We start from the raw sequence: 25,414 nt of genomic DNA on the forward strand, positions 1-25,414 counted from the left end.
ACAGGGCTTAAGTCCTGTTGGTTTGTTCACTATAGGGAGTTTATTATGGCAGTTATATTTTCCGGCATCCAGCCGAGTGGGGAATTAACCCTGGGCAATTATTTGGGGGCCTTACGTAATTTCTTAGACTATCAAGATACAGATGAATGCTACTATTGTATCGTTAACCAACATGCGATTACCGTGCCGCAGGATCCGAAGGAGCTATTCAAAAATACTCGTAATCTGGCGGCCTTATACCTTGCTGTCGGACTCGATCCGAAGAAGGTGACACTGTTCGTTCAATCCGAAGTGCCCGAGCACGTTAAACTCGGTTGGGTTATGCAATCCATCAGCTATGTAGGTGAATTGGAACGCATGACGCAGTACAAGGACAAGTCTCAAAAGCAGGGGGATTCCATCCCGACCGCATTGCTTACGTATCCGCCGTTGATGGCGGCGGATATCCTGCTATATGGTACAAACTATGTGCCTGTCGGCGATGACCAGAAGCAGCATCTTGAGTTGACCCGTAACTTGGCGGAACGTTTTAACCGTCGTTTCGGGGAAACCTTTGTGATTCCTGAAATCAAGGTCGGTGAAGGGGGCGCTCGCGTCATGAGTCTGCAGGAACCGACGAAGAAGATGAGTAAGTCCGATGATAATCAGAATGCGACGATTCGTCTGCTCGATGCGCCGGATCAGATCGTGAAGAAGTTGAAACGGGCTCAGACGGATTCGGATAATGCCGTTCGTTATGACAAGGACAATAAACCTGGTATTTCCAATTTGATGGGTATTTACCGCGCTATTACAAAGGATAGCTACGAAACAATCGAAGGCATGTATGCCGGCAAGGGTTACGGCGTATTTAAATCCGATATCGCCGATTTACTGGTGGCAACACTTGAACCGATTCAGCAGCGTTACAATGAACTGATTACGAGTTCCGAGCTTGATACGATTCTTGATGAAGGTGCTGAAAAGGCACATGCCAAGGCTAGTCGTATGTACCGTAAGGTCGAACAGGCGATGGGCTTGTGCCGCAAATAAAATCATATATTAAACTTTACTATCCGTGAGGCAAACCATGACGAAAAAAGAGGCGATGGAACGCTTTTCATCAGGAAACGTACAACAGAGCATAGAAATACATCGGTGGGGACAGTGGATCGGTCGTATCCTCGGCGTGTTGGGGTGCGTGCTTTTGGTGCGCTATATGCCGTCCGAATGGGCTGCGCGTTTGTGGTACTATCTACTGCTGCTTTGCATATTGTGGTGGCTCCATGGATTAGGTGAAAGCATCGCTTTCATCTGTGAAAAGGGCCTCGTGTTAAAACGTAGGCCTCTTTCTTTTAGAGAGTACTTTCACAGTCTGTTTAATGGGGATGAGTACTATGTATTTGTCGATTATGATCATATCATCGGGTTTACCGAAGCGTGGCGTGAACTGCAGGCTATGAATCAGCATGGCGGAATTTATGTGATTCCTTTGGATATACAACTCGTATCGTACAAGGATAAAATGGCCATGATGGATGCGATTCACAGAAATTCTTCAAATTAGCTATTTACAACTTTAATGAACTAAAGTATAATACATTCATCAGATAAATTAATTCGTAGTGAAGGTGGGCTATGTGCCCCGTGGAGGCTAATGATGAATTGGAAAAAAGTGATGGTAATCGGTCTTGCAGCGGTATCCATGATGGCTTTCATAAGCGGCTGCGGCAGCGATACGAAAACGAATAACGGCGAACTACCTAAAAAGGTTGTTATCGGTTTGGACGACAGCTTCCCGCCTATGGGCTTTAAAGATGAAAAAGGCGAAATTGTAGGTTTTGATATCGACATGGCAAAAGAAGCGGCTAAACGTGCCGGTATGGACGTGGAATTCAAAGCTATCGACTGGTCCAGCAAGGAAGCGGAATTGAAATCCAAGAAAATCGATGCATTGTGGAATGGTTTAACCATTACTCCGGATCGTGAAAAAAATATTGCATTCTCCAATGTTTATATGAAAGATAAACAATACATCATCGTTCGTAATGACGAAGACAGCATCAAGTCTAAATCCGATCTTGCGGGCAAGGCGGTAGGCGTACAACAGGCCAGCACCGGCGAAAAGGCCTTGACCGATGATCCAAGCGGTAAAACTGTTAAAGAAATTAAATCCTATGCCGATTTCGTAAGTGCGTTTATGGATCTTGGCATCGGCCGTGTCGACGCGGTTATCGCTGACGGTGTTATTGCTCGTTATTTGATGACAAAAGAACCGGGTAAATACAAAATCGTAGAAGGTACCGATTATGGTGTTGATGATTTTGCTGTAGGCTTCCGCAAAGAAGATACTGCATTACGTGAAAAAATCAACGGTATCTTGGCGGAAATGAAAAAAGACGGTACTGCTGATAGATTAGCTGAAAAATGGTTGGGTTCTGGCGCAGACTTAGATAAGAGCGATGCTAAATAGCACGATTCGTGATATACTAATAATGCTATGGTCAGTCTGTACAACTGATAATTAAAGAACGAAATGTACACTAGAGAAGTGGCCGAAAAGCCTCTTCTCTAGTCGTGTTTTGAAGGAGTATTTAATGGATTATTTATTGCAGATTATCCCCGCCATCGCGGATGGGTTGAAGGTAACCGTATCGCTGTTCTTTGTGGTATGGATTTTATCGATTCCGGGCGGTATTCTACTCGCACTATTGCGTTTGTCCAAACTGCCGCTAGTGGATAAAATCGTTGAAGCTTTCGTCTATTTGATGCGTGGCACACCGTTGATGTTACAAATTTTATTCATGTATTATGCGTTGCCAATCATTACGGACGGCGCCATTCAGATGGATGATGCTACAGCGGCCGTTATCACATTTGTGTTGAATTACGCGGCCTATCTCTGTGAAATCTTCCGCGGTGGTATTCAATCCATTTCCCGTGGTCAATATGAAGGGGCGAAGGTACTCGGCTTTACGTATGCACAAACGATGCGTACCATCATACTGCCGCAAATGTTCAAGCGCGTACTGCCTCCGCTGGCTAATGAAACAATCAACTTATTGAAGGATACATCCCTCGTGTACGTCTTGGCGATGAATGACATTCTGCGCATTACGAAATCGATTGTGCAACGGGATTTTGATATTTCCGCCTTTATTGTGGCGGCTGTGTTCTATTTGTTCTTTACCTTTATTTTGACGAATATCTTCAATTATCTGGAAAAACGGTTTTCCGTATATGAAGATTAATCTGTTTCTATAGTAATCTGTCGCAGCTGAGTGTCTGGGTGATTTTTAAGTAAGCTGCTATGTGCTAATATATGCATAGCACGTATACTTGACCACGTGTATATAAACTCGTGTATATCAACCCGGTAAATGCGACTAGTTAAGAGGTAGTTATGGCATTTGTAAACATGGAGCGCATTGAAAAGCGTTTTAACAATCAGCCTGTATTGCGCGATGTGTCGCTCAAGATGAATCGAGGGGAAATCGTATCCATCATCGGCCCTTCCGGTTCCGGGAAATCCACATTTTTGCGATGTTTAGGGCAACTCGAAACCATCGATGGCGGCTCTATTACTGTTGATGGAACCGTTCTTGCGAGTACTGATGAGAGCGGTTCAGTAAAATATGCGGATTCTCAAACTCAACATAACTTACTGTTGCGTATGGGGATGGTATTTCAGTCGTTCAACTTGTTTCCGCATATGACGGTGCTTGACAATATTATGATTGCTCCGCACATGGTCAGAGGCATGAAAAAAGAAGATATCCTGCCGATTGCTGAACGCTTGCTGAATAAGGTCGGGTTATGGGAAAAGCGTAACATGTATCCGTCGCGTTTATCTGGTGGTCAACAGCAACGTGTGGCCATCGCCCGCGCTTTGGCGATGAATCCTGAAATTATGCTTTTTGATGAACCTACATCAGCCCTTGACCCGGAGTTGACCGGAGAGGTATTGAAGACGATTAAACAATTGGCTGATGATCACATGACGATGATTATCGTCACTCATGAAATGAATTTTGCCCGGGAAGTATCGGACCGCGTTATCTTCATGGCGGATGGTGTAATTCAGGAGGAAGGCTCACCGGAACAAATTTTTACGAATCCTCAGTCTCCAAGAACCAAGGCTTTCTTGGATAATATGTTATAAGGAGAAGCTATGAAACTATGTTTTACCGCAGCGTTTATGATTGTGACGGCATTTGTTGGGCCGTTGGCTATGGCGGCAGATACGGAGGCGACGCCTCACGCTATTGTGGAATCGCAAACGGACTCGGCATCTATTTTGCCGGCTCAATATAAATCGTATGCGACAAAGATGAATACGGTTGTAAAGGACTATAAAAACGGATATACTTTTACCATTCCGTGGCGTGTTTCCGACGGTGTCATGGTGGATATGGATGTGCGCAGTGAAAGCGGGCATATTCAGGGGTATTCTTTCAACCTGGCGGGACCGACCCAGGAAGATTCGTATACGGTTTCTTTCACGAAGCGTAACAACACGCCACAGGACGGTGTATCTCAGAAGGAATGGAACACGACTTGGTACGGTGTGCCGATCAAGGGCTTGAGCAATGAGCAATATCTCAGCATTTGGCGTCAGCACAGCGATGTATTTGATGCGAATGATATCGAAGGCGGGTTTTTCGCTAAAAAAGGTGCTACAGCGGCCCGTTGGAACCGGACTACGCCGAAATCCTATGCGGAGATGACCTCTACGGAGTCTGTTCAATCCGTTTTTGAAACGGAGTTTATCATGGATAAGGATCCGACTCATCGATATAATTTGGCCAGCACCTATCCTCCGTTCCAAAAGGACTTTATGGAACAGGGATTGCTCGAAACGACGATACCGTCATTTGAGTTATTGAATCGCAAGAGCGGCTCAGGTACCATTAAAGGTGTACAGAAAATGCTCGCCGGTACGAGTGATATCAACGTAGTGGAAGGAATTAAATTTACATATCCGAAGGGATTTACACGGATTAACGAAAAAGGGAAAATAGCGTTTGCCAAGAACAACGTGCGACTAGATATCGAGTCTTTCACAATTCCTGTACAGGCGGTCAGCTCGGGTGTGCCGACGATGATGGGGAAACAGATGCTGGGCGATTACTATGTGAAGCAGCTGGTGGAAGTGAATAAGGCCACGATTTCACGATATGAAACGCATATCGTAGACGGAAACGTAATGTTCTACATTACGGGACACATGAAAAATCCGAATACGGCCGATACATCCGCGGCGGCACAGGTGTCCTTCGGAGCGACCATTATTCTCGGTAATGAAGGCAATGTGGCCGTGGCTCGCATGATCGGACCTGCGGGCGTAACACTGGCGACACCTGAATTTATCGACATTTTGGACGGTTTTAAATTGACTACGACATTGAATACAAATCAATCATCTCAAGTATTATGATATGCAGAAATTTGTATTATTTGCATAATTTTTAAAAATCTGTGCTATAATGAGTATAAATCCTCTGGGAAAAAAGAGGAGTTTTCCTTGTTTGTCTAGAATATAGTAATATAGGCTAAACAATCTTTGATCATATCCCCTTTGAGGGATTAGGAATAGGAGGGGTTATTATGGTTACCTACAAAACTATTGTCGTACCTACAGACGGCTCTGAAAATGCTAAGCGCGCATTGGAACATGCTCTCGCTGTAGCGGATCGCAACCACGCTGAATTGATTGTTGTTCACGTTGCTAATATTGTGTCTGCTATTTCCAATTTTGATCAAACACCGATTTCAGGCGGTTATGTGTCCGAACAAATTGCTGAGGATATGGAGGAAACCGGTAAGGAAATCTTGAATGATGTAGTGAAAGGAATCCCTGCAGGCGTTAAGGTTAAAAGTGTATTTGAAGTCGGTTCTCCTGGACCTGCATTGCTCGCTGTGGCAAAGAAATACAATGCGGATCTTATCGTAATGGGCAGTCGTGGTCTCGGACCATTGAAAGGCTTATTTATGGGTAGTGTAAGCAGCTATGTGACCAGCCACTCCACATGCCCGGTATTAATTATTAAATAATAACTGTCATAAGATTGTTATAAATAAATTACATAAAAAGGCTTTGTTCTATGAACAAAGCCTTTTTTTTTGTATAATATATCTATAATATATAGAAAGGGGATACCGATGGGGGACACAAAAGAATCTTTAATCAAGTTAGCAGAACTATTCAAAATCCTTGGTGATCCGACACGCCTTACAATAGTGGAATTATTGCTGGATAATGAAATGTGCGTCAATCATATTGCTGAGACGATGGGAATGGGACAATCCGCCATATCTCATCAGTTACGCGTGTTGCGTCAGGCACGACTTGTTACATATCGTAAAGAAGGTAAGACAGTGTATTATTCCCTCGATGATGATCACGTGGAAGGCCTTGTGCGAATGGGGATGGAACATGTGGCGCATCAATAAAGACTGATTTCAATATAGAAGATTGATATGTAAAGTTTTTGAATACGGTATAAAAAAACACATCTCGTCGATTGTACGAGATGTGTTTTTGTTAGTATAGCGGAAATAAATAATATGCCAATGTGATAAATATAGGCATGGTTACTGCCGAAAGAATAGTAGAGCCCATGACGACCTGTGTTGCATATTCCGGATTATTTTTCATTTCGATGGCGATGAGGGCCATATTGATAGCGCTCGGTACGCTGTATGTGATGACGAGTGTTTGCGCCGCAATGGGGTGCATTGGGCCGTAGAACAGGATAAAGCATACGGTTACAGCTGCTGCGAGAAGTGGGCTTACGATGAGTCGTAAGCTGCTTGCCAACAAAACATCAGATTTGAAGAAATTCAACGGTGTTCTATTGATTTGTACACCTAAAGCGAGCATCGCGATGCCCACAAAGGCTTGTGCGAATATCGTGAGCGGTGCGTAAGCGAAGACATTGTGCAAGTCATAAGGCAGCAGTTTACATAGAAGTGCCAGGGGTACAGCGTAGACCATGGGCATGTGAAACACGACTCTGAGCGCATCTCGTGAGCTCAATCGGCCGGCGCCGGCCTGGTAGAATCCGAAAGTGTTGCTCGTGATGGTTTGAATGACCATGATCGATACGACACTTAGAATACCGAGGTCGGCATAGGGGGCGGTTCCGTTGATTACATAAGGGATATTGCTGAATACGAAGAGTGCCAGTGCTACACCCATGTTACCGCAGTTATTGAACATGACGCAGTTTTTTAGGGTCGCTGTCTTGGCGATGTCGTATTCGTTTAGACGGCCGACAATATCTGAAACGATATAGTTCAGTATGAGTACACAAATGGCACAAAGTACGATTTCCAATGTACTCCATGAAAACTTGGCTTCATATAGGGCTTTAAAGACGAAAGCCGGTAGCAGTATATAGAAATTGAGTTTGCTCAATGTATATAAATCGAGCTTGAATTTTCTATCTAATACATATCCCATGCCGATGAGCATAAATATAGGGACCATGGAATTGATAAAAATATGGCCTATTAATTCGAATAGATTCATCATCTCACCTGGAGTTTCTTTACTGGTATGATATAAAATATGACGATTTGAGCATGAATGTATACATTTGTTATACAGGTCTGGCGCCATATAGATGCTATAATATTTATCTATTATTATCATATCATAGTACGTATATTTTGGGGCCCTAAATTTTATCCATTATTCGTGCTTATGATATACATTACTGGTATTTATGTATAGTAGTGTGAAAGTATACCGCCAAAGAGAAATTTTTATAGTATAATATGAGCATATTGTATGTTGTATAAGTATCACCGTCGAAGATGCCATGGTTTTCATGGAATGGAGCGATATGGGATACGCAGGAGGAATCATGAAGAAAATTCTGGCACTGTTAATGAGTATTTGCATGATTGCATTTTTGGCAGGCTGCGGTAATGACAACGGCAAAACTGCAGATTCAGAGAAGCCGAGTACATCCGAAAAAATTACCGTTCAAGCGGCGGCGAGTCTCAAAGGGGCCCTTACCGAATTGGCGGATACGTATAAGAAGGACCGTCATTTAGCGGATGATCAAATTGCTGTTAACTTTGCAGGCTCCGGTACATTGCGTCAACAAATTGAACAGGGCGCACCGGCAAGTCTATTTATTTCTGCGGACGAGAAAAACATGAAAATGTTACAGGAAAAGGACCTTGTAACTGATGTGAAACCGTTTGTTACCAATGAGTTGGTTCTCGTTGTACCGAAAGGTCAACCTCAAATCAGCTTGGATCAAATCACGACGGTAAAACGTATAGTGTTGGGTACCCCTGAAACAGTTCCGGCCGGCAACTACGGTAAACAGGTATTAACAAAAATGGGCGTATGGGAGCAAGTTGAACCGAATGTAGTGTATGCAAAAGACGTTAAATCTGTAACCGCATCTATCAGTCGGGGCGCCGGAGATGCAGGTTTTATTTATAAAACCGATGCTATCGCCGCAGGCGATGCGGTGCAAATTGCGGCGGTAACACCTGTGGATTCTCATGATCCCGTTATTTATCCTATCGGCATCATTAAGAAATATGATAATGCATTGGCAAAAGACTTCTATCAATATGTGATGAGCGACGAAGGTAAAAAGATATTGGAAAAATACGGTTTTTATACCGGTAAATAAATTTAAGACGCTGGCTTTGAGGGCTGGCGTTTTATTATGGTAGAATGAATGTAATATGTATAATGTAATATGTATGTTAAGAAAGGGGGCACTTATGAGTCCTTTATGGTTGTCTATCTGGGTGGCGAGTCTTGCCCTCATATTTGTTATTATCGGAGGTTTGATTACCTGCTTCTTGATGAATCAATGCCGATGGAACGGCGTTGCTGTTATTGATGCGATTCTTACCCTGCCTCTTGTATTACCGCCCGTAGTTGTAGGTTTTGCACTGCTTATGATATTTACACCCGGTTATGCTTTTGGGGCTTGGCTTGAAAGCCACGGCTTAGGCATCGTATTTTCCGCGGCCGGTGCCGTCGTGGCATCCTCTGTCATCGCTTTTCCGTTATTTTATCAGACGGTGCGTTCCGCGTTGCAGTCCGTGGATCATAATATGGAGGATGTGGCACGTACATTAGGTGCATCGGAATTACGTATCTTCTTTACCATATCGATTCCGTTAGCGTGGAAAGGTATTTTGACGGGCAGTATTCTTGCTTTCTGTCGTGCCATGGGCGAGTTTGGCGCTACCATTTTGATTGCGGGCAATATTCCGGGATTTACGCGCACGATGCCGCTTGCGATTTATTCATATGTAGAGGCGGGACAGTATATGGACGCTTTTGAACTGGTTATTTATATCTGTGTACTTACATTGGCTTTGTTGAGCGGTATTCACATTCTCACTAAAGGCGCCTTATTCCGCCAAATCAATCATAATTAAGGAGAGGAGACTATGGTGATTTTTTCTTTTTCGGTGGTCAGACCTTCTATTATTGTGAAAGCTGACGGAGTTTTACCGAATGGAATTACGGTTTTGACGGGTCGGTCCGGCAGTGGTAAAAGTACTTTTATTAAGTGTATTGCAGGCTTGGTAAAGCCTACAACGGGAATCATTCGATATGATGCGACCACATGGGCGGATAGAGATCAAAAGATTTGGGTACCGACGCAAGATCGTCGAGTAGGATACATGCCGCAAGGTAATATTGTATTTCCTCATTTATCGGTGGAGAACAATATTAAATACAGCAAACGTGGTACGTCTGAAATGTGTGAGAAACTATTGAAGCGATTGGGACTTGAAAGGTATCGCCATACAAAGGCGGGACAGTTATCCGGCGGTGAGCAGCAACGAGTCGCATTGGGCCGAGCTCTTTTCTCGAAGCCGACGATACTGTTGCTGGATGAACCGTTGTCGGCGCTTGACTGGACTCTGCGTAAACATGTACGGGAGGATTCGATAGCTATCATTCGAGAGTGGAATGTACCGTGCATATGGGTTACGCATGATGAAAGTGAAGCAGAAATGGTGGGGGATAGGCACTGGATTTGTGAAGATGGTACTGTTATCATCAACTAAAATTTAAAACGGACAAAAATAACACACAGTGTATAAAAATTTGAAATTTATGCACTGTGATTTTTTGTCTAAAAAGGTCTTATCATGTTATCTGATTTCCTGATTTTAAATCCTAAAATTTTTATCCTATAAAGCTTTGGAATTAAATATTAGATGAAGTTTAAAAAAAGCATTGTGATTTTTATTACAAATGAATAGCGGTCGATTATAGATGAAAAGAGGCTTCATAAATTCCTGTAAAAATGGTGAATATACATCTGTATAAAAAAATATACGTAGTGGAAGTTGACACATAAATGAGAACGGAGTAATATCCTACTTGAAACATATGAAATAAAAATATTATAAAACACATTTAATTAATATGAATTAGAAAGGAGTCTTATCATGGCTATTTCAAAAGAATTAAAAGAAGAATTGATTGTAGATTATCCTATATTTATAGAAAATACGAGAAAATTCTATAATAAGGAAATATCTGTACAAGATTATAAGGGGTTATCCGGTCCATTTGGCAGCTATGCAGAAAAAGGTGCTGATTCAGGAATGAGTCGGTGGCGTTTCCCCGGTGGTGTATTGGATCAAGATAAAATTCGTTTCACCGCTAATGCAATTCGTCGTTATGATTTGAAAGTACCTCATTTTACAACTGGACAATGTATTCAATTTCATAATTTAGATGGTGAAACTATCATTAAGCTGTTTGCCGAATGTCATAGCCATGGTATTTATAATCGTGGGGCGGGCGGAGATCATCCGAGAAATACGGCAGCTTCCCCATTATTAGGATTACAGAAGGATGAACAATGGGATTTTTCTCCTTATGTTAGAGCTTTATCTGAATACGTATTAACTTTGATTAAAGGCATTAAGTTTCCTCGTAAATTTAAGACTGCGTTTTCTAATGGTTTAGAAAATTCAGCACATGTAACGTTTAAGGATTTCGGCGTACTTGCTCATCCTGAAGAGAAAACATTTTCCGTCTATGTGGCAGGCGGACTTGGACCTAATCCTAAAATGGGGGTCCTTGTGGGTGATCATATTCAACCGGAAGAGATATTGTATTATGTGAAAACCTTAGCATTGATTTTTTCTGAACATGGTAATTATAAGAATCGCAGTAAAGCACGGGTTCGGTATTTACAAGATATATTAGGTGGGCCTGAAGCCTTACAAGATACATTCAGGAAGTACTTGGCAAATGTTAAAGATACAGAAGCTTTGACCATTAATCCATCTGAATTTATGTCCTCCATAGTAAAACGCGGTAAGATTGACTCAACATTACAAAATCCACGTGTAGGCGAACAAAAACAAGAAGGCTTATATTATGTCAGCTGGCATCCATTTGGAGGAAATCCGTCAAAAGAGCAACTTCTGAAAGTTCTTGAGTATGTGGGCAGTCTTGATGATGAGGTTCAAATACGATTGAGTTCAGAAGAATCATTATACATTGTGAATTTAACCGCTGATGAAGCACGTCAGGCCTTGGCGATTACAGAAGAGGGAGGGATTAATGACTTTTATAAATCCGTTTCCTGCATTGGAGCTACCATTTGTCAAGTAGGCTTGCAAGATTCATCCGGATTGCTTATTCAAATTTTTGATGCGGTTCGCAATGCGACCCATGTGAATAGTGACTTGTTGCCAAAATTCCATATTTCGGGATGTCCATCATCTTGTGGTACTCATCAAATTGGTACAATTGGTTTCCATGGGGCTATGAAGGTGGTGGATAAGGTACCTACACCGGCATTCAGAGTGTTCCGAGGGGGGAATGAAACGTTAGGACATGAACATTTTGCGGAACAGATTGGAACGATTATAAGCACCGAGATTCCTTCGTTTTTTGTGGAACTTGGTGAAATTTTGACAAGTGTAAATCTATCCTTTGCGGACTGGATTTCAAATCACACCGCAGACTTTGATGCATTAGTTGTAAAGTATGAGTAAGTATATGTGTCTGTAAATTAAATAAATGGGCTATCAGATGGTTATACACATTAAGATGGTTATACACATTAGTATTTTTAGAATCTTTATAGTTGTTAGAAAGGGTGGAGCAATATGGGCACAGACAATAACATTTATTCCATAATTTTTATACTGGTAGGATACATAGTAATTGGTTGTGTGTATATATGGCAACGCCAATTACAACCTGATTTTATTTTTACTGATGTGATTACGCCTTCGGCCGTTTTACAAACCGTGCTTAGCATAGGTATTCTATTAAGTTAGTTCGAGGTGCTCATGAAGTATATTTTTGTTGTCATATGCTTACTTGTGTTAGCGGTCTACGGCGGTTGTGGCAGAGAAAGTAAAGTGGATGGCAGCCACGTCAGATTAACTAATGTTTCTTATGATACAACACGTGAGTTTTATGAGCGATACAATCAACTTTTTCATGACACATATATGGCTAAAACTGGATATGACGTGAATATTTCCCAGTCTCATGGCGGATCAAGCGGGCAGGCTCGATCCGTAATGGAAGGAAATAATGCAGATGTGGTTACACTTGGTTCCGAGCAAGATATCAATTTATTAGCTAAAGTTCATTTGATACAAGATGACTGGATTGATGCATTTCCTAATCATTCTGCACCTTATACCTCGACTATTGTTATGTTAGTAAGAAAAGGAAATCCGTTGGGTATACAGGACTGGAACGATTTAATAAAAACCGATGTTCATGTCATAGCTCCTGATCCTAAAAGCAGTAGCGGCGCTTGTTGGATTTTTCTTGCCGCATGGTATTACGGGTCGCAATATTATGGAGATGATACAGGGGCTAAAGAGTTTGTACACAAGTTATACCGTAATGTGACTATTCTTGATTCAGGGGCGCGCAGTTCGACTACGACATTTGTAGAAAATGGTCAAGGTGATGTTCTTCTGTTATGGGAAAATGAAGCGTTTCATTTACTAAATCAGTATCCTGATACCTATGAAATGATTACACCCTCCGTCAGTATTCAGGCGGAGCCAAGTGTAGCGGTTGTAACGGGGGTGACAGATAGAAATGGGACGACTACATTTGCCAAGGATTATATATCATTCTTATATGATGAACAATCTCAACGATTATTAGCCGACTATGGGTTTAGACCATCTAATAAACGAGTGATGGCTGACTATACTGATCGATTTAATACACAGATGAAATTAACTACAATACGCAATTTTGGTGGCTGGCCTGCAGTGTATGAACGGTTCTTCAAAGATGGAGGTGTATTTGATGAAATTTATGGCACCTAAGGGAAATACACCTATTCCTGGTTTTGGAATGACCTTGGGTATCACAATCTCTATGATTTCATTATTAATTTTGATTCCTCTGGCCTCCATTGTCTGGTTCGCAACTACTATACCCGTTGATAAATGGTGGCGGCTTATCAGTGCACCGAATGTACTGTATGCATTTGCCACCAGTCTTGGAACATCATGTATCGCGGCTATCATTAATGTTATTTTTGGTGTTTTAATTGCATGGGTACTTGTACGTTATGACTTTCCCGGTAAGACTATCGTCAATGGGCTGATTGAAATACCGTTTGCGCTACCTACAGCGGTCGCAGGTATCACATTATCCAAACTGTACTCGTCTCAGGGGGCTGTGGGCAGTTTGTTTCAGCAATGGGGGATTCAGATCTCATATAGCCATATCGGAATCATCATAGCCCTCATATTTGTAGGCATTCCTTTTGTTGTAAGAACGGTGCAACCCGTATTGGAACAATTTGATATAACTTATGAAGAAGCAGCTTATGTGTTAGGTGCATCCAAGTGGACCTTATATCGGCGTATCATATTGCCTGAATTGAAACCTGCCATTTTAACTGGATTTGGCTTAGCTTTTGCGCGAGGTATTGGTGAGTATGGGAGTGTTATTTATATTTCTGGAAATAGTGTAAAAGAACATACGCAAGTTGTATCGTATGTGATTATGCAAAAGCTTAACTATGCTGATTATACAAGCGCCACAGCAGTAGCTGTTGTTTTATTACTTATTTCATTCCTTATTATGTTTGCCATTAATTCTATACATATTGTGCAAGCAAGACGTGTAAGGGGGGCATAAGATGAAATATCGATCTGTCGGTGAAGTGCTGACGATAGTGGTTGTCATATTATTTATTATATGTATGCTTGTTATTCCTTTAATTAGTGTATTGGCTAATGGCTTTTCCAAGGGCGTAGATTTTTATATAGCGGCCGTATCGACAAATTATGTTATTTCTGCGATTGGTCTTACACTCGGTACAATGATAGTTACGGTATTTGTTACAGGTGTATTTGGTTTAGCCGCTGCTTATTGTATTGGTAAGTTCGAGTTTCCGGGAAAATCTTTTTTGATAACTCTTATTGATGTTCCGTTTTCAGTATCTCCGGTTATTGCAGGGCTTGCATTTATTATGACTTTTGGCCGTATGAGTTGGTTGCATCCATATATTGAAAGTATCAATTCTTATTTTAATCTTGACATTCGTGTTGTATTTGCTGTTCCCGGTGTGATACTGGCAACCATTTTTGTAACCTTTCCTTTTATTTATCGAGAAGTCATTCCTGTTTTATTTACACAAGGAAAAGAAGAGGAAGAGGCGGCTGCTTTAATGGGAGCATCAGGGTGGACTATTTTCTGGCGAATTACATTCCCGACTGTTAAATGGCCTTTTTTATATGGCGTAATTCTCTGTAGTGCACGTGCATTGGGAGAGTTCGGTGCGGTAGCGGCACTGTCCAAGGCGAGAGGTGAAACATTTACGTTGCCTTTAGAAATTGATGCCTTATATATGTCCGGGTCAGAAAATGGCGTAGTATCCGCTTTTGCGGTTTCTTCCGTTTTAGTTGGTATGGCGTTACTTATGCTTCTTATTCGCAGTATTGTAGAAAAGAAAGGACAATCCTAATGTATGTGGAATTGTGTAATGTTAATAAATATTATGATACATACCATGCATCAAAAGATATAAATATAGGTATTGAACAAGGTGATGTCCTCGCATTGCTCGGTCCCAGTGGCAGTGGTAAAACCACTATACTTCGCATGATTGCCGGTTTAGAAACGCCGGATTCTGGAGATATTAAGATTAATAATACCATCGTGAATACGATAGCACCTCGTGACCGGGGAATTGGTTTTCTATTTCAAAACTATGCTTTATTTCGCTACATGACAGTCTTTGAAAATATTGCATTTGGCCTTGAGATGCAAGGACTTAGTAAACAGGATATAAAAAAACGTGTTACTGAGTTATTAGACCTCATTGGTCTCAGTGGTTTGGAAAAGCGACATCCCAGTGAATTGTCAGGGGGGCAAAAACAACGTGTTGCTTTTGCGCGAGCCTTAGCCCCAAGACCTAATGTTTTGCTGCTGGATGAACCGTTTGCGGCTATTGACGTTAAGGTGAAAGAAGAGTTACGGAGTTGGCTGAAGGAAACTATTAAAAAAGTGGGCATTACAACTATTTTTGTTACTCATGATCAAGAGGAAGCCGTTGAATTAGCTGATTATATAGTTGTAACCAATCAAGGACGTGTCGAGCAAATGGGGACCTCCCGTGATATTTATGGGGCGCCTCAAACGCCATTCGTGGCGCAGTTTATGGGAAAGTCAACAGAGGTGACATCATATCGGCAGCTGAAAGGCTTTGAAACATCTATCGCGGGCTCGTCTGCTATCATTAGGCCGGAATCGATTAAGATTTATAAAAAGGGCAGTTTAAAACAGTATATGAGCGCTGCCGAGCGAGGCGTCATAGAACGCATCTTGTTTAAGGGGAATCATATGGAATTATGGGTACGTATAGGCGATATTGTGACCTATAGTAATGCTGATTTAGATGGTATGGAATTCGAGGTCGGTGAAGCAGTTGATGTACTTATTTACCGTCTCTATATATTTGAACATAATATGACCCATGTTGTGGAAAACAGCAAAATGAGCACGGATAATCTGTATTATATTTAAGGTGGTGATGAAGCCCATGACGATAACGAAGACGCAAGTATTGCATACAGATGTGTTAATTATCGGTGGCGGTACGGCAGGCTGTTATAGTGCATTAACACTTAGAAGACATAGTTCGGCATCTATTATCATTGCTGAAAAAGCGCATATTAAACGGAGCGGATGTTTAGCTGCGGGGGTAAATGCTCTGAATGCGTATATTGTACAGGGGCGTACCATCGACGATTATGTGGATTATCAAGTGAAAGATGCTAATGGCATTGTACGTCAAGATTTAGCTCGCACCATGTGTGAAGGTTTGAATCGTATAACGGCGGATCTTGAAAAATTGGGTCTTGTCATACTCAAACACGATGATGGGTCTTATGTAGCAAGAGGTAATCGAAACATCAAGATTAACGGTGAAAATATTAAGCCTGTTTTAGCCGATGCGGTGCAACAGTTAGATGATGTTACTGTTATTAACCGGCTTGTTATTACCGATTATCTTGTAGGGGACAATACGATTAAAGGTGCTGTGGGCTTTCATATTGAAACTGGTATAGCGTATGAAATCCGTGCTTCGTATGTAATTGTGGCCACCGGCGGCGCATCAGGTTTATATCGTCCAAATAATCCGGGATTTTCGAGGCATAAAATGTGGTATTCACCATTTAACACAGGAGCAGGCTATGCCATGGGAATTCGTCATGGCGCTGAAATGACGACCTTTGAAATGCGTTTTGTTGCGTTGCGTTGTAAAGATACTATTGCACCGACAGGAACTATTGCACAAGGGGTTGGAGCTAAGCAAGTGAATAGTCACGATGAGGTGTATGAAACAAAATATGGACTCACTACATCTGAGCGAGTATATGGAACCGTTAAAGAAACCTTAGATGGTCATGGACCGTGCTATTTAGATACAACAACTATTACTGATCAGCAAAATGATGATTTATTAAAAGCGTACTTGAATATGGCGCCCAGTCAAACCCTGAAGTGGGTTGACACAGGTTGTGGACCGAAACAGCAAGCCGTTGAGATTGAAGGTACAGAGCCATATATAGTAGGTGGTCATACGGCCAGTGGATATTGGGTTAATACCAATCGTGAAACGACGATTCATAATTTATTCGCCGCCGGGGATGTTGCCGGTGGATGCCCACAAAAATATGTTACGGGCGCTCTTGTAGAAGGTGAGATTGCGGCATTGGAAATTGCTAAACGTATATCTGAGTCGTCTTCCGTTAATGAAAATGATTTGAATGATGTGTTAGAACAGACCGTACAGGAATATAATCATTTTTTACTTTCATCGGGTGAGGAGGAACCGAGATTTTCTGTTTCTGATTTAGAAGAAGCCATGCAGAAAGCAATGGATACATATGCGGGAGGTATCGGTTCCATGTATCAGTACACCACAAAGCAGTTAGAAAAAGCTCAATTAGAAATACAACGAATCGAGTCTCTGGTTCCGTTGTTGCGTGTTCATACCATTAGAGAGCTGGTATTTATATATGAATTAAAAAATAGATTAACTGTCTGTACCGTATTAATTGCACATCTATTAGGCCGTAAGGAAACAAGATGGCATACCTTTGGTGAGTATTTGGATTATCCAGCACTTGATAGTGATGGATTACATTTTGTTAATTCAAGAATGGTTAATGGTTCCATTACGATGATACGGCGGCCATTGGTGAAAAGGGAGGATTCTTATGAGCATAGCGATTGATTCAAAGCGTTGTATAGGATGTAAGCGGTGTACGGTGGTATGTCCTGGCACTCTTATAGAAATGAATGCGTCAGGAAAAGCTCATATGGCTTACCCCCGCGACTGTTGGGGTTGTGTTTCGTGTGTGAAAGAATGTCCTGTACAGGCTATAGCTTTTTATTTGGGGGCTGATATGGGAGGTCAGGGCGGCATGATGACCGTAGAAACAAAAGATCATTTTTTATATTGGCACATTAAGACTGGCGATGGACGACAAGAAACGATTACAATTGATCGTCAAGAATCCAATCAATATTAGAAAGGATAGAAATTATGAGTACATTTTCCCATTTAGATGAATTAGAGGCCGAGTCTATCTATATCATTCGTGAGGTGGCGGCTCAATGTGAAAAACCGGTTATGCTTTATTCTATAGGTAAAGACAGTTCCGTTATGCTACATTTGGCATTAAAGGCTTTCTATCCGGAAAAACCGCCATTTCCGTTTCTTCATGTAAATACAACATGGAAATTTAAAGAAATGATCCGATTTCGAGATGAAACTGCTAAAAATTTGGGTATTGATATGATTGAATACATTAATCTGGATGGTGTGAAAAAAGGTATTAACCCTTTCGATCATGGTTCTGCGTATACTGATATTATGAAGACACAAGCTTTAAAGCAAGCCCTTATGAAATATGGATTCGATGCAGCCTTCGGCGGTGGCCGTCGGGATGAAGAAAAATCACGTGCGAAGGAACGTATTTTTTCTTTCCGTAACGCAGAACAGGCATGGAATCCTAAAAATCAACGACCGGAAATGTGGAACCTTTTTAATACGAAGATTAATAAGGGGGAAAGCATGCGTGTGTTTCCCATATCAAATTGGACGGAAACCGATATTTGGCAATATATTAAGCGTGAACAAATCGATATTGTACCACTTTATTTTGCCGCGGAGCGTCCCGTAGTGGAACGAGATGGCAATATTATCATGATTGATGATGATCGGTTCCCTTTGCAGCCCGGTGAAAAACCGGTTATGAAAAGTGTTCGCTTCAGAACCCTGGGATGTTATCCATTAACTGGCGGTGTAGAGTCAACAGCACATACATTGGATGAAATTATTGAAGAAACATTAAGTGCAGTATCCTCTGAACGGACAACTCGTGTTATCGATAGTGAAGCGGCAGGTAGTATGGAACGTAGAAAAAGAGAGGGGTATTTCTAGTGAAAAGTTTATTAAAATTTATCACCTGCGGCAGCGTAGATGATGGTAAATCTACATTAATCGGACATCTCCTATATGATTCCAAATTGTTGTATGCGGATCAGAAGGAGGCCTTAGAATTGGAAAGTAAGGTCGGTAGTCGCGGCGGTGAAATAGACTATTCCTTACTGCTGGATGGGCTAATGGCCGAACGGGAACAAGGCATTACTATTGATGTGGCGTATCGTTATTTTACTACAGATCATAGAAGCTTTATTGTGGCGGACACGCCAGGTCATGAAGAATATACACGAAATATGGCAGTAGGGGCTTCCTTTGCCGATTTAGCAATTATTCTTGTGGATGCCAGACAGGGTGTACTTGTACAGACAAGACGACATGCTCGTATTTGTAAGTTGATGGGTATTGAACATTTTGTATTTGCGATTAATAAAATGGACCTGGTTGGATATGATGAAGCCCGATTTAATGAGATTAAAGATGAGGTACTGTCCTTACAGGCCGACTTACAACTTCATCAAGTAGAATTGATACCCGTATCGGCTACGGAAGGCGATAATATAACTACATTGTCTGTTAATACACCCTGGTATACAGGCTCTGCATTATTGCCGTATTTAGAGTCCGTTGATATTGAAGCTAAACAAGAGATCGGTTTTTATATGCCGGTACAACGTGTATCAAGACCGGATCATACATTTAGAGGATTTCAAGGAGAAATACAATCCGGTTCCATTCGTGTAGGCGATGATATCAAGATTTTACCAAGTGGAGAAACAGCTAAGGTTAAATCTATTGTTATCGGATTTGATAGGGTGGAAACAGCGAATAAAAATCAGCCGGTATCCATTCAACTTGATCGGGAAGTAGACGTATCTCGTGGTTGTGTACTCTATAAAGATGTTGAGCTTACAGTAAGTGCAAAGGTTGATGCCAATCTGCTTTGGATGGATGACAGTGAGTTGTCAGAAGGTACCGAATACTGGGGAAGCATTGGTACAAAAACTGTATCTGCCGTAGTTTCTAAAATCAGATATAAGATTGATGTTAACAGTGGTGAACGACTTCAAGCTGATGAATTGCATAAGAATGAAATGGCTCATGTTGTGCTTAAATTCCAGGAGCCTATCGCCGTCGATACATTTACTGCCCATAAGGGCATTGGAGAATTTATCTTGATTGACAGAGTCACACATATGACGTCTGCATGCGGTATCATTTTGGCCCGACTTGATGATAATCAAGAATTATATACCTTTGTTAATGGAACTGTAAAAGCACGCGGTGATATATTTGAAGAGTTTTTTTATGATATTGAAGGGTTTAATATCAATAAAGTGCATATAGATAATCAGGTGTACCATGTAGGAGATGTGATTCCTGTACAAGGTGAAAGTTATGTATATCCATCAGATTTTGATATTCTCATACTGCGTGATAAAGTAGCGATTACGGTGCGGGATAAAACGATTACATCAATTGTTCCGTTGCGCGATTATACATATCAAAATTTACCGGTACTGAATGGTCGGGGGTTTTCCATTAATATCCAAAATAGTGCAGTATATGATATTTTTGCGAAGTCTCTTGATACAGATGAGGCCTTTACTGTTGAATGGTATGATACGTGGTTGAACTTTGGTACCTATCGTTGCATCGTATTTAAAAAATAATGTAGATTAGCTCAGAAAGAATTATTGATTGTTAGATTTGGTTATTAGGAGATAACCCCGTATATAGCAATCAGAGTGTATGTTAATTAGATTAATTTGTAACACGATAATAATATTATTGATGTAGAAATATAAATTAAGTTTTTGATAATATTCTTTTGTTGCATGGATTCTATAATAATGTTATAAATAAAATATAAAAATATATTGCCACTAGGGGTGCTTTTGCTGAGATTGACTGTTCAAAACCCTAGACCTGATCCGGATAATACCGGCGTAGGAAAGTGGAGTGATACAGAATGCATTGTGAGACCATTCCATTTGGGGAGGGTCTCATTTTTGTTGGGCATTTCGTAAAGTACCCGGAGTGGCGGATGCATGGCGGTATAGGAGGTATTATGAAAAAGTTAATTCTCGCCGGTATTTGTATGGCTCTGGGTGTGGTATTGTCTACCACGTTCATTCCTGTAGGTCCGGCCCGTATCTTTCCGTTTCAACATATGATTAATGTTTTACTGGCTGTTCTTGTCGGTTCCCGCTATGCCGTGGGGGCGGCGTTCGGTACATCCTGCCTGCGGAATATACTGGCATTGGGCTCGCCGTTGGCATTTCCGGGCAGTATGATAGGGGCCTGGTTATCATCGGTTTTATATAAACGGTATAACGCTATATGGGCGGCGACTCTAGGTGAAGCCATCGGTACAGGTCTCATCGGTGCTATTGTCAGCTATCCGGTGGCCAATTTCTTATTAGGCAAACCGTTGTCCTTGTTGACCTTGATTATATCTTTCTTTATGAGTTCTGTTGCTGGTGCGTGCATTGGTTTCGCAGTATTACAGATATTGTTCCGTCGTAACATATTACATAAGGAGGCATAATGAAACTACATACTGCATTGTCCATAGCCGGTACGGACCCGAGCGGCGGAGCCGGTATTATGGCTGATTTAAAATCCTTTCAGACTCGCCATGTCTACGGTATGGCCATCGTTACCTCTGTAGTTGCTCAAAATACGACAGGCGTTCATCATGTGGAACATGTGTCTCTTGAAAGTATTGAACGGCAGCTGAGCGATGTTTATTCGGATATTGAGCCGCAAGCGGTCAAGACGGGGATGATTGCCCTACCGGAGATGATGGATGTGATCTATCCCTATTTGAATCAATCCATTCCGTATGTAATGGATCCTGTCATGATTGCTACCAGCGGAGATAGACTTGTGTCCGATGAAGCGGTCAATTTTCTGAAAACGAAGCTTATTCCCTTGGCTGCAGTGGTTACGCCGAATCGCAGTGAGGCGGAGGTTTTAGCGGATATGCCTATTTCCGGTGAAAGAGATATCGCTATTGCGGCAAAGCGTATATTATCGGATATGGGACCGCAGGTTGTCGTTATTAAGGGGGGACATATAGGAACAGGTGCGACGGACTATGCTTTCACAAAAAAGGGGGAAGCTCGCAGCTGGACGAGCCCTAAATACGATACAATTCATACGCATGGTACGGGTTGCACCTTTTCGGCCGTCATTACGGCAGAACTTGCCAAGGGGCATGATGTGATGGATGCAATCGGTATCGCAAAGGAGTATATTTCACTTGCCATTAAACATAATCCGGGGCTGGGACACGGTTGCGGTCCTGTTAATCATATGGCGATGAAGCTATAGAGATGCGCGATGGATAGAATGATAGAGGTGAGCAATGATAGAACGGGAAAATCCGTATATATGCGGCCGTGCATGGACGGAGTTACATATGTTACAGGAATTACGGATGAAAAATCCACTTGTAGTCTGTATTACTAATAATGTGGTTAAGACTTTCACCGCTAACGGTTTGTTGGCAGTAGGGGCTTCGCCGGTGATGAGTGAATGTGTGGAGGATTTGGAAAATCTCATAGTTCATGCATCAGCTATGCTCATCAATATCGGAACGGTAACGCCGGATAAATTTGAATATTATAAATCAGCCTTGCGTTTGGCAAAACAGCATCGTGTACCGGTCGTACTGGATCCTGTCGGTTGCCACGCCGGATCCTATCGTCTATCCGTTGCACTGGATTTACTGGACGCTCAAGGTATATCCCTGTTACGGGGGAATCAGAGTGAAATTAAAGCTGTTTATGCTGCCCTTCATGACAATCAGCATGAGTCCTCGCCAGGTAGCGGGCAAGGTGTCGATGGCGGACAGGTTGATGATATTTCATCTGTAATATATAATTTATCCCGATTACTTCATTGTCCTGTAGTCGCTACCGGAACGCTTGATTATGTGTCTGACGGTACACGTGTTTACAGCGTGCCGCACGGACATCCTCTGATGACATCCGTGACGGGAACAGGATGTTTACTCGGTGCTGTATTAGCGGCTTTTATGAGCATCAGCGGTATTTTTTTTAACCGGTTGTCGCAGGCGGAATTTTTAGCCTATGTTTTGGCCTATTACGATATTGCCGGTGAAAGAGCCGCTGAAGCGTGCGGTATGTTATCGGGCAGTTTCAGCACGGCTTTCATCGATGAACTGTATACGATGAATGATGCGGTGCTGAATGAAGCTGATGCGATGCGGCCCGTAATAGTACCTGAACAGTTAAAGGTGTATTTTATATGCGGCACGCAGGATGTAGGGCATAGTGAAGATACATTGCTGGAAACCGTTCAAGCCGCATGTAGGGGCGGTGTGACCTGCTTTCAGTATCGGGAGAAAGGGGATAACACCCTAATCGGAATCGACAAGCTGGCAACGGCACAGAAACTGAAAAATATCTGCGCCGCCTATAATGTGCTATATATCATTAATGACGATGTGGCACTTGCCGTAGCTGTCGGTGCGGACGGAGTTCATGTGGGGCAGGAGGACATGAATCTGGAGTCTGTTCGCAACTATATGGGGCATAAGGTAGTGGGCATTTCAATTCATTCACAGGAAGAACTGAAGCAGACAGATATCGTCCATGCCGACTATGCAGGAATCGGTCCTGTATATCCGACGGGCAGTAAAGCCGATGCGCAGGCGCTATGCGGACCTGAGCGGATTGGAGAACTGCAGCGTGCAGGCTTATCGTTGCCGATTGTCGGAATTGGAGGCATTACACTGGATAATGCCAAGGAAGTTTTACATGAAGGTGCATGTGGTGTGGCGGTTATTTCGGCTATAGCCGGTGCGGATGATCCCTGTGAGGCGGCACAACAGCTGACACAAATCTTTAAAGATAAATAGAAAGCTAAATAAAACAGTTAGAGCGCGATAAAGGCAAAAAAAGACGATGACCGGAGTCATCGTCTTTTGTATTTTAAGGAAGTTGTCAGTGCATACTGAATAGAGGTTGTCTGCACCTGCAGTTTTATAAAACCTGTACCTACAGATTAGATGGATTCTACAAAACGGTGGAAGAATGCTTGTGGATGTGCACAAACCGGGCACATTTTAGGAGCTTCTTCCCCGACATGGATGTAACCGCAGTTGGCACAGATCCATGCTACCGGTTGATCGTTGTGGAATACTTTATTCCCGGAAACTTGAGCAGCCAATGCAAGGTAGCGTTGTTCATGACGAGCTTCAATTTTGCCGACTTCGCGCATTTGGTAAGCGATTTTCGCAAAGCCTTCTTTTTCAGCTTCGTCAGCGAATTCTTTGTACATGGTAGTGTGTTCATAGTTTTCGCCTGCAGCGGCGTCGCGAAGGTTAGCTTCGATATCGGAAGATACATCGCCGCCATGAAGCGCTTTGAACCACAATTTAGCATGTGCGGATTCGTTATGAGCCGTTTCTTCGAAATAATCGGCGATTTCGTTCATGCCGGCCTTGCGGGCAGCGGATGCGTAGAAAGTATATTTTTGGAATGCTTGAGATTCACCTGCGAATGCAGCCTGAAGATTTTTTTCAGTATTAGATCCTTTTAATTCTGCCATGTTCATTGTCTCCTTTGTACTTACAGTTTTCTTGGAATGTTACTTAACGTTTTATTTTCATAACCACCCGGTCGTGAAAGCAATATATGTAGGAATACTTATTCCCTGTATTACATGACTACTTAAGTTTAGATACAATAGAATACTTATTCTGAAAGTTTTATCGACGACTTCGACATAGTCAAGAACACCTGTTCTTTAGTGAAAGAGGCACTTGCCTGTTTATGGAACCGGTACTTACCTAACTCGTTCCGTTTAGCACTTGCTTATATAACAGTTTTATATACAATGGTCTATCCGTATACTTAACGAATAATCATTGTTGACTATATTGTAACATACTAAATGAGAAATGCAAGTGTTTTTACAAAATTTATTTCGAAAAAAATCTAAATGATAAAAGTTATCAATGCAGTGTTTGTGCGGGAAAATAAAGGTTGATAAGTGAGGGAGTTACATGAAATGGAGAAAATGATATTGAGAATGATAACCAAATGAAAAATCATTATTATTTAGATATGACTCCGGAGTTTCTTATAACTGGTATTCAAATTCATAATTTATGCTCTGGTTTAGAGCTCGATAATTGTGTTATATATACTTTCACCTATATAAGCATTTGGATTTTAGGTATAATAAGTATATAAATACTATATACCGTATAAGGAGGCATCATGGCGTTTGTGAGATATTATGTGGGCGATGTGGTACAGATGAAAAAGTCGCATCCCTGCGGTAGCGATCAATGGGAAATCAGGCGAATTGGCACGGATTTTCTCATTGTATGCAACGGTTGCGGACATCAACTGCTGATGCCGCGTCCGAAGTTTGAAAAAGCGGTTAAGAAAATCGTATCGCGTTTACCGGAAATTGAATAGGAGGTGGTC

General features: G+C 41.9%; 26 protein-coding genes and 1 riboswitch. Of the genes, 24 read left to right on the forward strand and 2 right to left on the reverse strand.

Annotation, left to right across the window (positions count from 1 at the left end; genetic code table 11):
- Positions 1 to 45 precede the first annotated feature (45 nt).
- The 8 genes from trpS (at position 46) to CKV62_RS01575 (ending at position 6,432) form a co-directional block, all read left to right on the forward strand.
- Positions 46 to 1,032, forward strand: coding sequence for a tryptophan--tRNA ligase (gene trpS / locus CKV62_RS01540; protein WP_095065144.1), 987 nt, complete (start codon positions 46 to 48; stop codon positions 1,030 to 1,032).
- Positions 1,033 to 1,069: 37 nt separating this feature from the next.
- Entirely contained in the window at positions 1,070 to 1,546 is a 477-nt protein-coding gene (locus CKV62_RS01545; protein ID WP_095065146.1) for a hypothetical protein, read from the forward strand.
- Positions 1,547 to 1,639: 93 nt separating this feature from the next.
- A complete protein-coding gene (locus CKV62_RS01550; RefSeq protein ID WP_095065149.1) occupies positions 1,640 to 2,452 on the forward strand; it encodes an amino acid ABC transporter substrate-binding protein in 813 nt (270 codons plus the stop codon).
- A 124-nt stretch (positions 2,453 to 2,576) separates the two neighbouring features.
- Entirely contained in the window at positions 2,577 to 3,230 is a 654-nt protein-coding gene (locus CKV62_RS01555) for an amino acid ABC transporter permease (RefSeq protein WP_095065151.1), read from the forward strand.
- Between the two features lie 152 nt (positions 3,231 to 3,382).
- Positions 3,383 to 4,141 (forward strand): amino acid ABC transporter ATP-binding protein, encoded by a 759-nt coding sequence (locus CKV62_RS01560; protein WP_095065153.1) that lies wholly within the window; start codon positions 3,383 to 3,385, stop codon positions 4,139 to 4,141.
- A 9-nt stretch (positions 4,142 to 4,150) separates the two neighbouring features.
- On the forward strand, positions 4,151 to 5,416 hold the full coding sequence (locus tag CKV62_RS01565) for a hypothetical protein (protein ID WP_231968348.1): 1,266 nt from the start codon (positions 4,151 to 4,153) through the stop codon (positions 5,414 to 5,416).
- 170 nt (positions 5,417 to 5,586) lie between these two features.
- A complete protein-coding gene (locus CKV62_RS01570; RefSeq protein ID WP_095065155.1) occupies positions 5,587 to 6,033 on the forward strand; it encodes a universal stress protein in 447 nt (148 codons plus the stop codon).
- Positions 6,034 to 6,141: 108 nt separating this feature from the next.
- Positions 6,142 to 6,432 (forward strand): ArsR/SmtB family transcription factor, encoded by a 291-nt coding sequence (locus tag CKV62_RS01575; RefSeq protein WP_095065157.1) that lies wholly within the window; start codon positions 6,142 to 6,144, stop codon positions 6,430 to 6,432.
- Positions 6,433 to 6,523: 91 nt separating this feature from the next.
- Here the strand turns inward: CKV62_RS01575 and CKV62_RS01580 are convergent, their stop codons facing one another.
- Positions 6,524 to 7,513, reverse strand: a complete 990-nt coding sequence (locus CKV62_RS01580; protein ID WP_095065158.1) for an AEC family transporter — start codon at positions 7,511 to 7,513, stop codon at positions 6,524 to 6,526.
- Positions 7,514 to 7,850: 337 nt separating this feature from the next.
- Here CKV62_RS01580 and modA point away from each other — a divergent pair, with 337 nt between their 5' ends.
- From modA to thiM, 15 genes are all read left to right on the forward strand, one after another.
- Positions 7,851 to 8,639: a molybdate ABC transporter substrate-binding protein gene (gene modA / locus CKV62_RS01585; RefSeq protein ID WP_095065160.1), complete on the forward strand. Its 789-nt coding sequence runs from the start codon at positions 7,851 to 7,853 to the stop codon at positions 8,637 to 8,639.
- Between the two features lie 94 nt (positions 8,640 to 8,733).
- Positions 8,734 to 9,402 (forward strand): molybdate ABC transporter permease subunit, encoded by a 669-nt coding sequence (modB, locus tag CKV62_RS01590; RefSeq protein WP_095065162.1) that lies wholly within the window; start codon positions 8,734 to 8,736, stop codon positions 9,400 to 9,402.
- Positions 9,403 to 9,414: 12 nt separating this feature from the next.
- On the forward strand, positions 9,415 to 10,041 hold the full coding sequence (locus CKV62_RS01595) for an ATP-binding cassette domain-containing protein (protein ID WP_095065164.1): 627 nt from the start codon (positions 9,415 to 9,417) through the stop codon (positions 10,039 to 10,041).
- Between the two features lie 387 nt (positions 10,042 to 10,428).
- Positions 10,429 to 11,994, forward strand: a complete 1,566-nt coding sequence (locus tag CKV62_RS01600; RefSeq protein WP_095065166.1) for a nitrite/sulfite reductase — start codon at positions 10,429 to 10,431, stop codon at positions 11,992 to 11,994.
- Between the two features lie 300 nt (positions 11,995 to 12,294).
- The gene (locus CKV62_RS01605) at positions 12,295 to 13,302 is read left to right on the forward strand and encodes a sulfate ABC transporter substrate-binding protein (RefSeq protein ID WP_095065168.1); all 1,008 of its coding nucleotides are present in this window, start codon (positions 12,295 to 12,297) and stop codon (positions 13,300 to 13,302) included.
- Positions 13,283 to 14,125, forward strand: a complete 843-nt coding sequence (cysT, locus tag CKV62_RS01610) for a sulfate ABC transporter permease subunit CysT (protein ID WP_095065170.1) — start codon at positions 13,283 to 13,285, stop codon at positions 14,123 to 14,125. The genes CKV62_RS01605 and cysT overlap by 20 nt, the downstream gene beginning before the upstream one ends.
- A 1-nt stretch (position 14,126) precedes the next feature.
- A complete protein-coding gene (locus CKV62_RS01615; RefSeq protein WP_095065172.1) occupies positions 14,127 to 14,954 on the forward strand; it encodes a sulfate ABC transporter permease in 828 nt (275 codons plus the stop codon).
- Complete coding sequence (locus CKV62_RS01620; RefSeq protein ID WP_095065174.1) at positions 14,954 to 16,015, forward strand: sulfate/molybdate ABC transporter ATP-binding protein; 1,062 nt, start codon at positions 14,954 to 14,956, stop codon at positions 16,013 to 16,015. Before CKV62_RS01615 ends, CKV62_RS01620 begins: the two co-directional genes overlap by 1 nt.
- Before the next feature lie 16 nt (positions 16,016 to 16,031).
- Positions 16,032 to 17,732 carry an adenylyl-sulfate reductase subunit alpha gene (locus tag CKV62_RS01625; RefSeq protein ID WP_095065176.1) on the forward strand — a complete coding sequence of 567 codons (1,701 nt, stop codon included), beginning with the start codon at positions 16,032 to 16,034 and terminating at the stop codon, positions 17,730 to 17,732.
- The gene (locus CKV62_RS01630) at positions 17,716 to 18,030 is read left to right on the forward strand and encodes a 4Fe-4S dicluster domain-containing protein (protein ID WP_095065178.1); all 315 of its coding nucleotides are present in this window, start codon (positions 17,716 to 17,718) and stop codon (positions 18,028 to 18,030) included. The genes CKV62_RS01625 and CKV62_RS01630 overlap by 17 nt, the downstream gene beginning before the upstream one ends.
- A gap of 14 nt (positions 18,031 to 18,044) precedes the next feature.
- Positions 18,045 to 18,944 carry a sulfate adenylyltransferase subunit CysD gene (cysD, locus tag CKV62_RS01635; RefSeq protein WP_095065180.1) on the forward strand — a complete coding sequence of 300 codons (900 nt, stop codon included), beginning with the start codon at positions 18,045 to 18,047 and terminating at the stop codon, positions 18,942 to 18,944.
- Complete coding sequence (locus CKV62_RS01640) at positions 18,944 to 20,617, forward strand: sulfate adenylyltransferase subunit 1 (RefSeq protein WP_095065182.1); 1,674 nt, start codon at positions 18,944 to 18,946, stop codon at positions 20,615 to 20,617. Before cysD ends, CKV62_RS01640 begins: the two co-directional genes overlap by 1 nt.
- 205 nt (positions 20,618 to 20,822) lie before the next feature.
- Positions 20,823 to 20,917, forward strand: a riboswitch (TPP riboswitch).
- A gap of 98 nt (positions 20,918 to 21,015) precedes the next feature.
- The gene (gene thiW, locus CKV62_RS01645; protein WP_095065184.1) at positions 21,016 to 21,495 is read left to right on the forward strand and encodes an energy coupling factor transporter S component ThiW; all 480 of its coding nucleotides are present in this window, start codon (positions 21,016 to 21,018) and stop codon (positions 21,493 to 21,495) included.
- Positions 21,495 to 22,283, forward strand: a complete 789-nt coding sequence (thiD, locus tag CKV62_RS01650) for a bifunctional hydroxymethylpyrimidine kinase/phosphomethylpyrimidine kinase (RefSeq protein ID WP_095065186.1) — start codon at positions 21,495 to 21,497, stop codon at positions 22,281 to 22,283. Before thiW ends, thiD begins: the two co-directional genes overlap by 1 nt.
- 34 nt (positions 22,284 to 22,317) lie before the next feature.
- Positions 22,318 to 23,835, forward strand: coding sequence for a hydroxyethylthiazole kinase (gene thiM / locus CKV62_RS01655; protein ID WP_095065188.1), 1,518 nt, complete (start codon positions 22,318 to 22,320; stop codon positions 23,833 to 23,835).
- A 146-nt stretch (positions 23,836 to 23,981) separates the two neighbouring features.
- Here the strand turns inward: thiM and rbr are convergent, their stop codons facing one another.
- Complete coding sequence (gene rbr, locus CKV62_RS01660) at positions 23,982 to 24,527, reverse strand: rubrerythrin (RefSeq protein WP_095065190.1); 546 nt, start codon at positions 24,525 to 24,527, stop codon at positions 23,982 to 23,984.
- Positions 24,528 to 25,201: 674 nt separating this feature from the next.
- On the opposite strand from rbr, the gene CKV62_RS01665 reads away from it, so the two are divergent.
- Positions 25,202 to 25,405, forward strand: coding sequence for a DUF951 domain-containing protein (locus CKV62_RS01665; RefSeq protein ID WP_095065192.1), 204 nt, complete (start codon positions 25,202 to 25,204; stop codon positions 25,403 to 25,405).
- Positions 25,406 to 25,414: the final 9 nt, after the last annotated feature.

It is taken from the genome of Veillonella rodentium, from assembly GCF_900187285.1.
Lineage (GTDB): Bacteria > Bacillota > Negativicutes > Veillonellales > Veillonellaceae > Veillonella > Veillonella rodentium.

Excerpts from the sequence above, each read along its gene's own strand:
- CKV62_RS01630 (WP_095065178.1), top strand. The coding sequence starts at position 17,716 with ATGAGCATAGCGATTGATTCAAAGCGTTGTATAGGATGTAAGCGGTGT.
- thiW (WP_095065184.1), top strand. The coding sequence starts at position 21,016 with ATGAAAAAGTTAATTCTCGCCGGTATTTGTATGGCTCTGGGTGTGGTA.
- CKV62_RS01605 (WP_095065168.1), top strand. The coding sequence starts at position 12,295 with ATGAAGTATATTTTTGTTGTCATATGCTTACTTGTGTTAGCGGTCTAC.
- CKV62_RS01560 (WP_095065153.1), top strand. The coding sequence starts at position 3,383 with ATGGCATTTGTAAACATGGAGCGCATTGAAAAGCGTTTTAACAATCAG.
- CKV62_RS01665 (WP_095065192.1), top strand. The coding sequence starts at position 25,202 with ATGGCGTTTGTGAGATATTATGTGGGCGATGTGGTACAGATGAAAAAG.
- CKV62_RS01625 (WP_095065176.1), top strand. The coding sequence starts at position 16,032 with ATGACGATAACGAAGACGCAAGTATTGCATACAGATGTGTTAATTATC.
- cysT (WP_095065170.1), top strand. The coding sequence starts at position 13,283 with ATGAAATTTATGGCACCTAAGGGAAATACACCTATTCCTGGTTTTGGA.
- CKV62_RS01550 (WP_095065149.1), top strand. The coding sequence starts at position 1,640 with ATGAATTGGAAAAAAGTGATGGTAATCGGTCTTGCAGCGGTATCCATG.
- cysD (WP_095065180.1), top strand. The coding sequence starts at position 18,045 with ATGAGTACATTTTCCCATTTAGATGAATTAGAGGCCGAGTCTATCTAT.
- rbr (WP_095065190.1), bottom strand. The coding sequence starts at position 24,527 with ATGGCAGAATTAAAAGGATCTAATACTGAAAAAAATCTTCAGGCTGCA.
- modA (WP_095065160.1), top strand. The coding sequence starts at position 7,851 with ATGAAGAAAATTCTGGCACTGTTAATGAGTATTTGCATGATTGCATTT.
- CKV62_RS01620 (WP_095065174.1), top strand. The coding sequence starts at position 14,954 with ATGTATGTGGAATTGTGTAATGTTAATAAATATTATGATACATACCAT.
- CKV62_RS01545 (WP_095065146.1), top strand. The coding sequence starts at position 1,070 with ATGACGAAAAAAGAGGCGATGGAACGCTTTTCATCAGGAAACGTACAA.
- CKV62_RS01555 (WP_095065151.1), top strand. The coding sequence starts at position 2,577 with ATGGATTATTTATTGCAGATTATCCCCGCCATCGCGGATGGGTTGAAG.
- modB (WP_095065162.1), top strand. The coding sequence starts at position 8,734 with ATGAGTCCTTTATGGTTGTCTATCTGGGTGGCGAGTCTTGCCCTCATA.
- CKV62_RS01600 (WP_095065166.1), top strand. The coding sequence starts at position 10,429 with ATGGCTATTTCAAAAGAATTAAAAGAAGAATTGATTGTAGATTATCCT.
- CKV62_RS01570 (WP_095065155.1), top strand. The coding sequence starts at position 5,587 with ATGGTTACCTACAAAACTATTGTCGTACCTACAGACGGCTCTGAAAAT.
- trpS (WP_095065144.1), top strand. The coding sequence starts at position 46 with ATGGCAGTTATATTTTCCGGCATCCAGCCGAGTGGGGAATTAACCCTG.
- CKV62_RS01595 (WP_095065164.1), top strand. The coding sequence starts at position 9,415 with ATGGTGATTTTTTCTTTTTCGGTGGTCAGACCTTCTATTATTGTGAAA.
- CKV62_RS01615 (WP_095065172.1), top strand. The coding sequence starts at position 14,127 with ATGAAATATCGATCTGTCGGTGAAGTGCTGACGATAGTGGTTGTCATA.
- CKV62_RS01575 (WP_095065157.1), top strand. The coding sequence starts at position 6,142 with ATGGGGGACACAAAAGAATCTTTAATCAAGTTAGCAGAACTATTCAAA.
- thiD (WP_095065186.1), top strand. The coding sequence starts at position 21,495 with ATGAAACTACATACTGCATTGTCCATAGCCGGTACGGACCCGAGCGGC.
- thiM (WP_095065188.1), top strand. The coding sequence starts at position 22,318 with ATGATAGAACGGGAAAATCCGTATATATGCGGCCGTGCATGGACGGAG.
- CKV62_RS01580 (WP_095065158.1), bottom strand. The coding sequence starts at position 7,513 with ATGAATCTATTCGAATTAATAGGCCATATTTTTATCAATTCCATGGTC.
- CKV62_RS01565 (WP_231968348.1), top strand. The coding sequence starts at position 4,151 with ATGAAACTATGTTTTACCGCAGCGTTTATGATTGTGACGGCATTTGTT.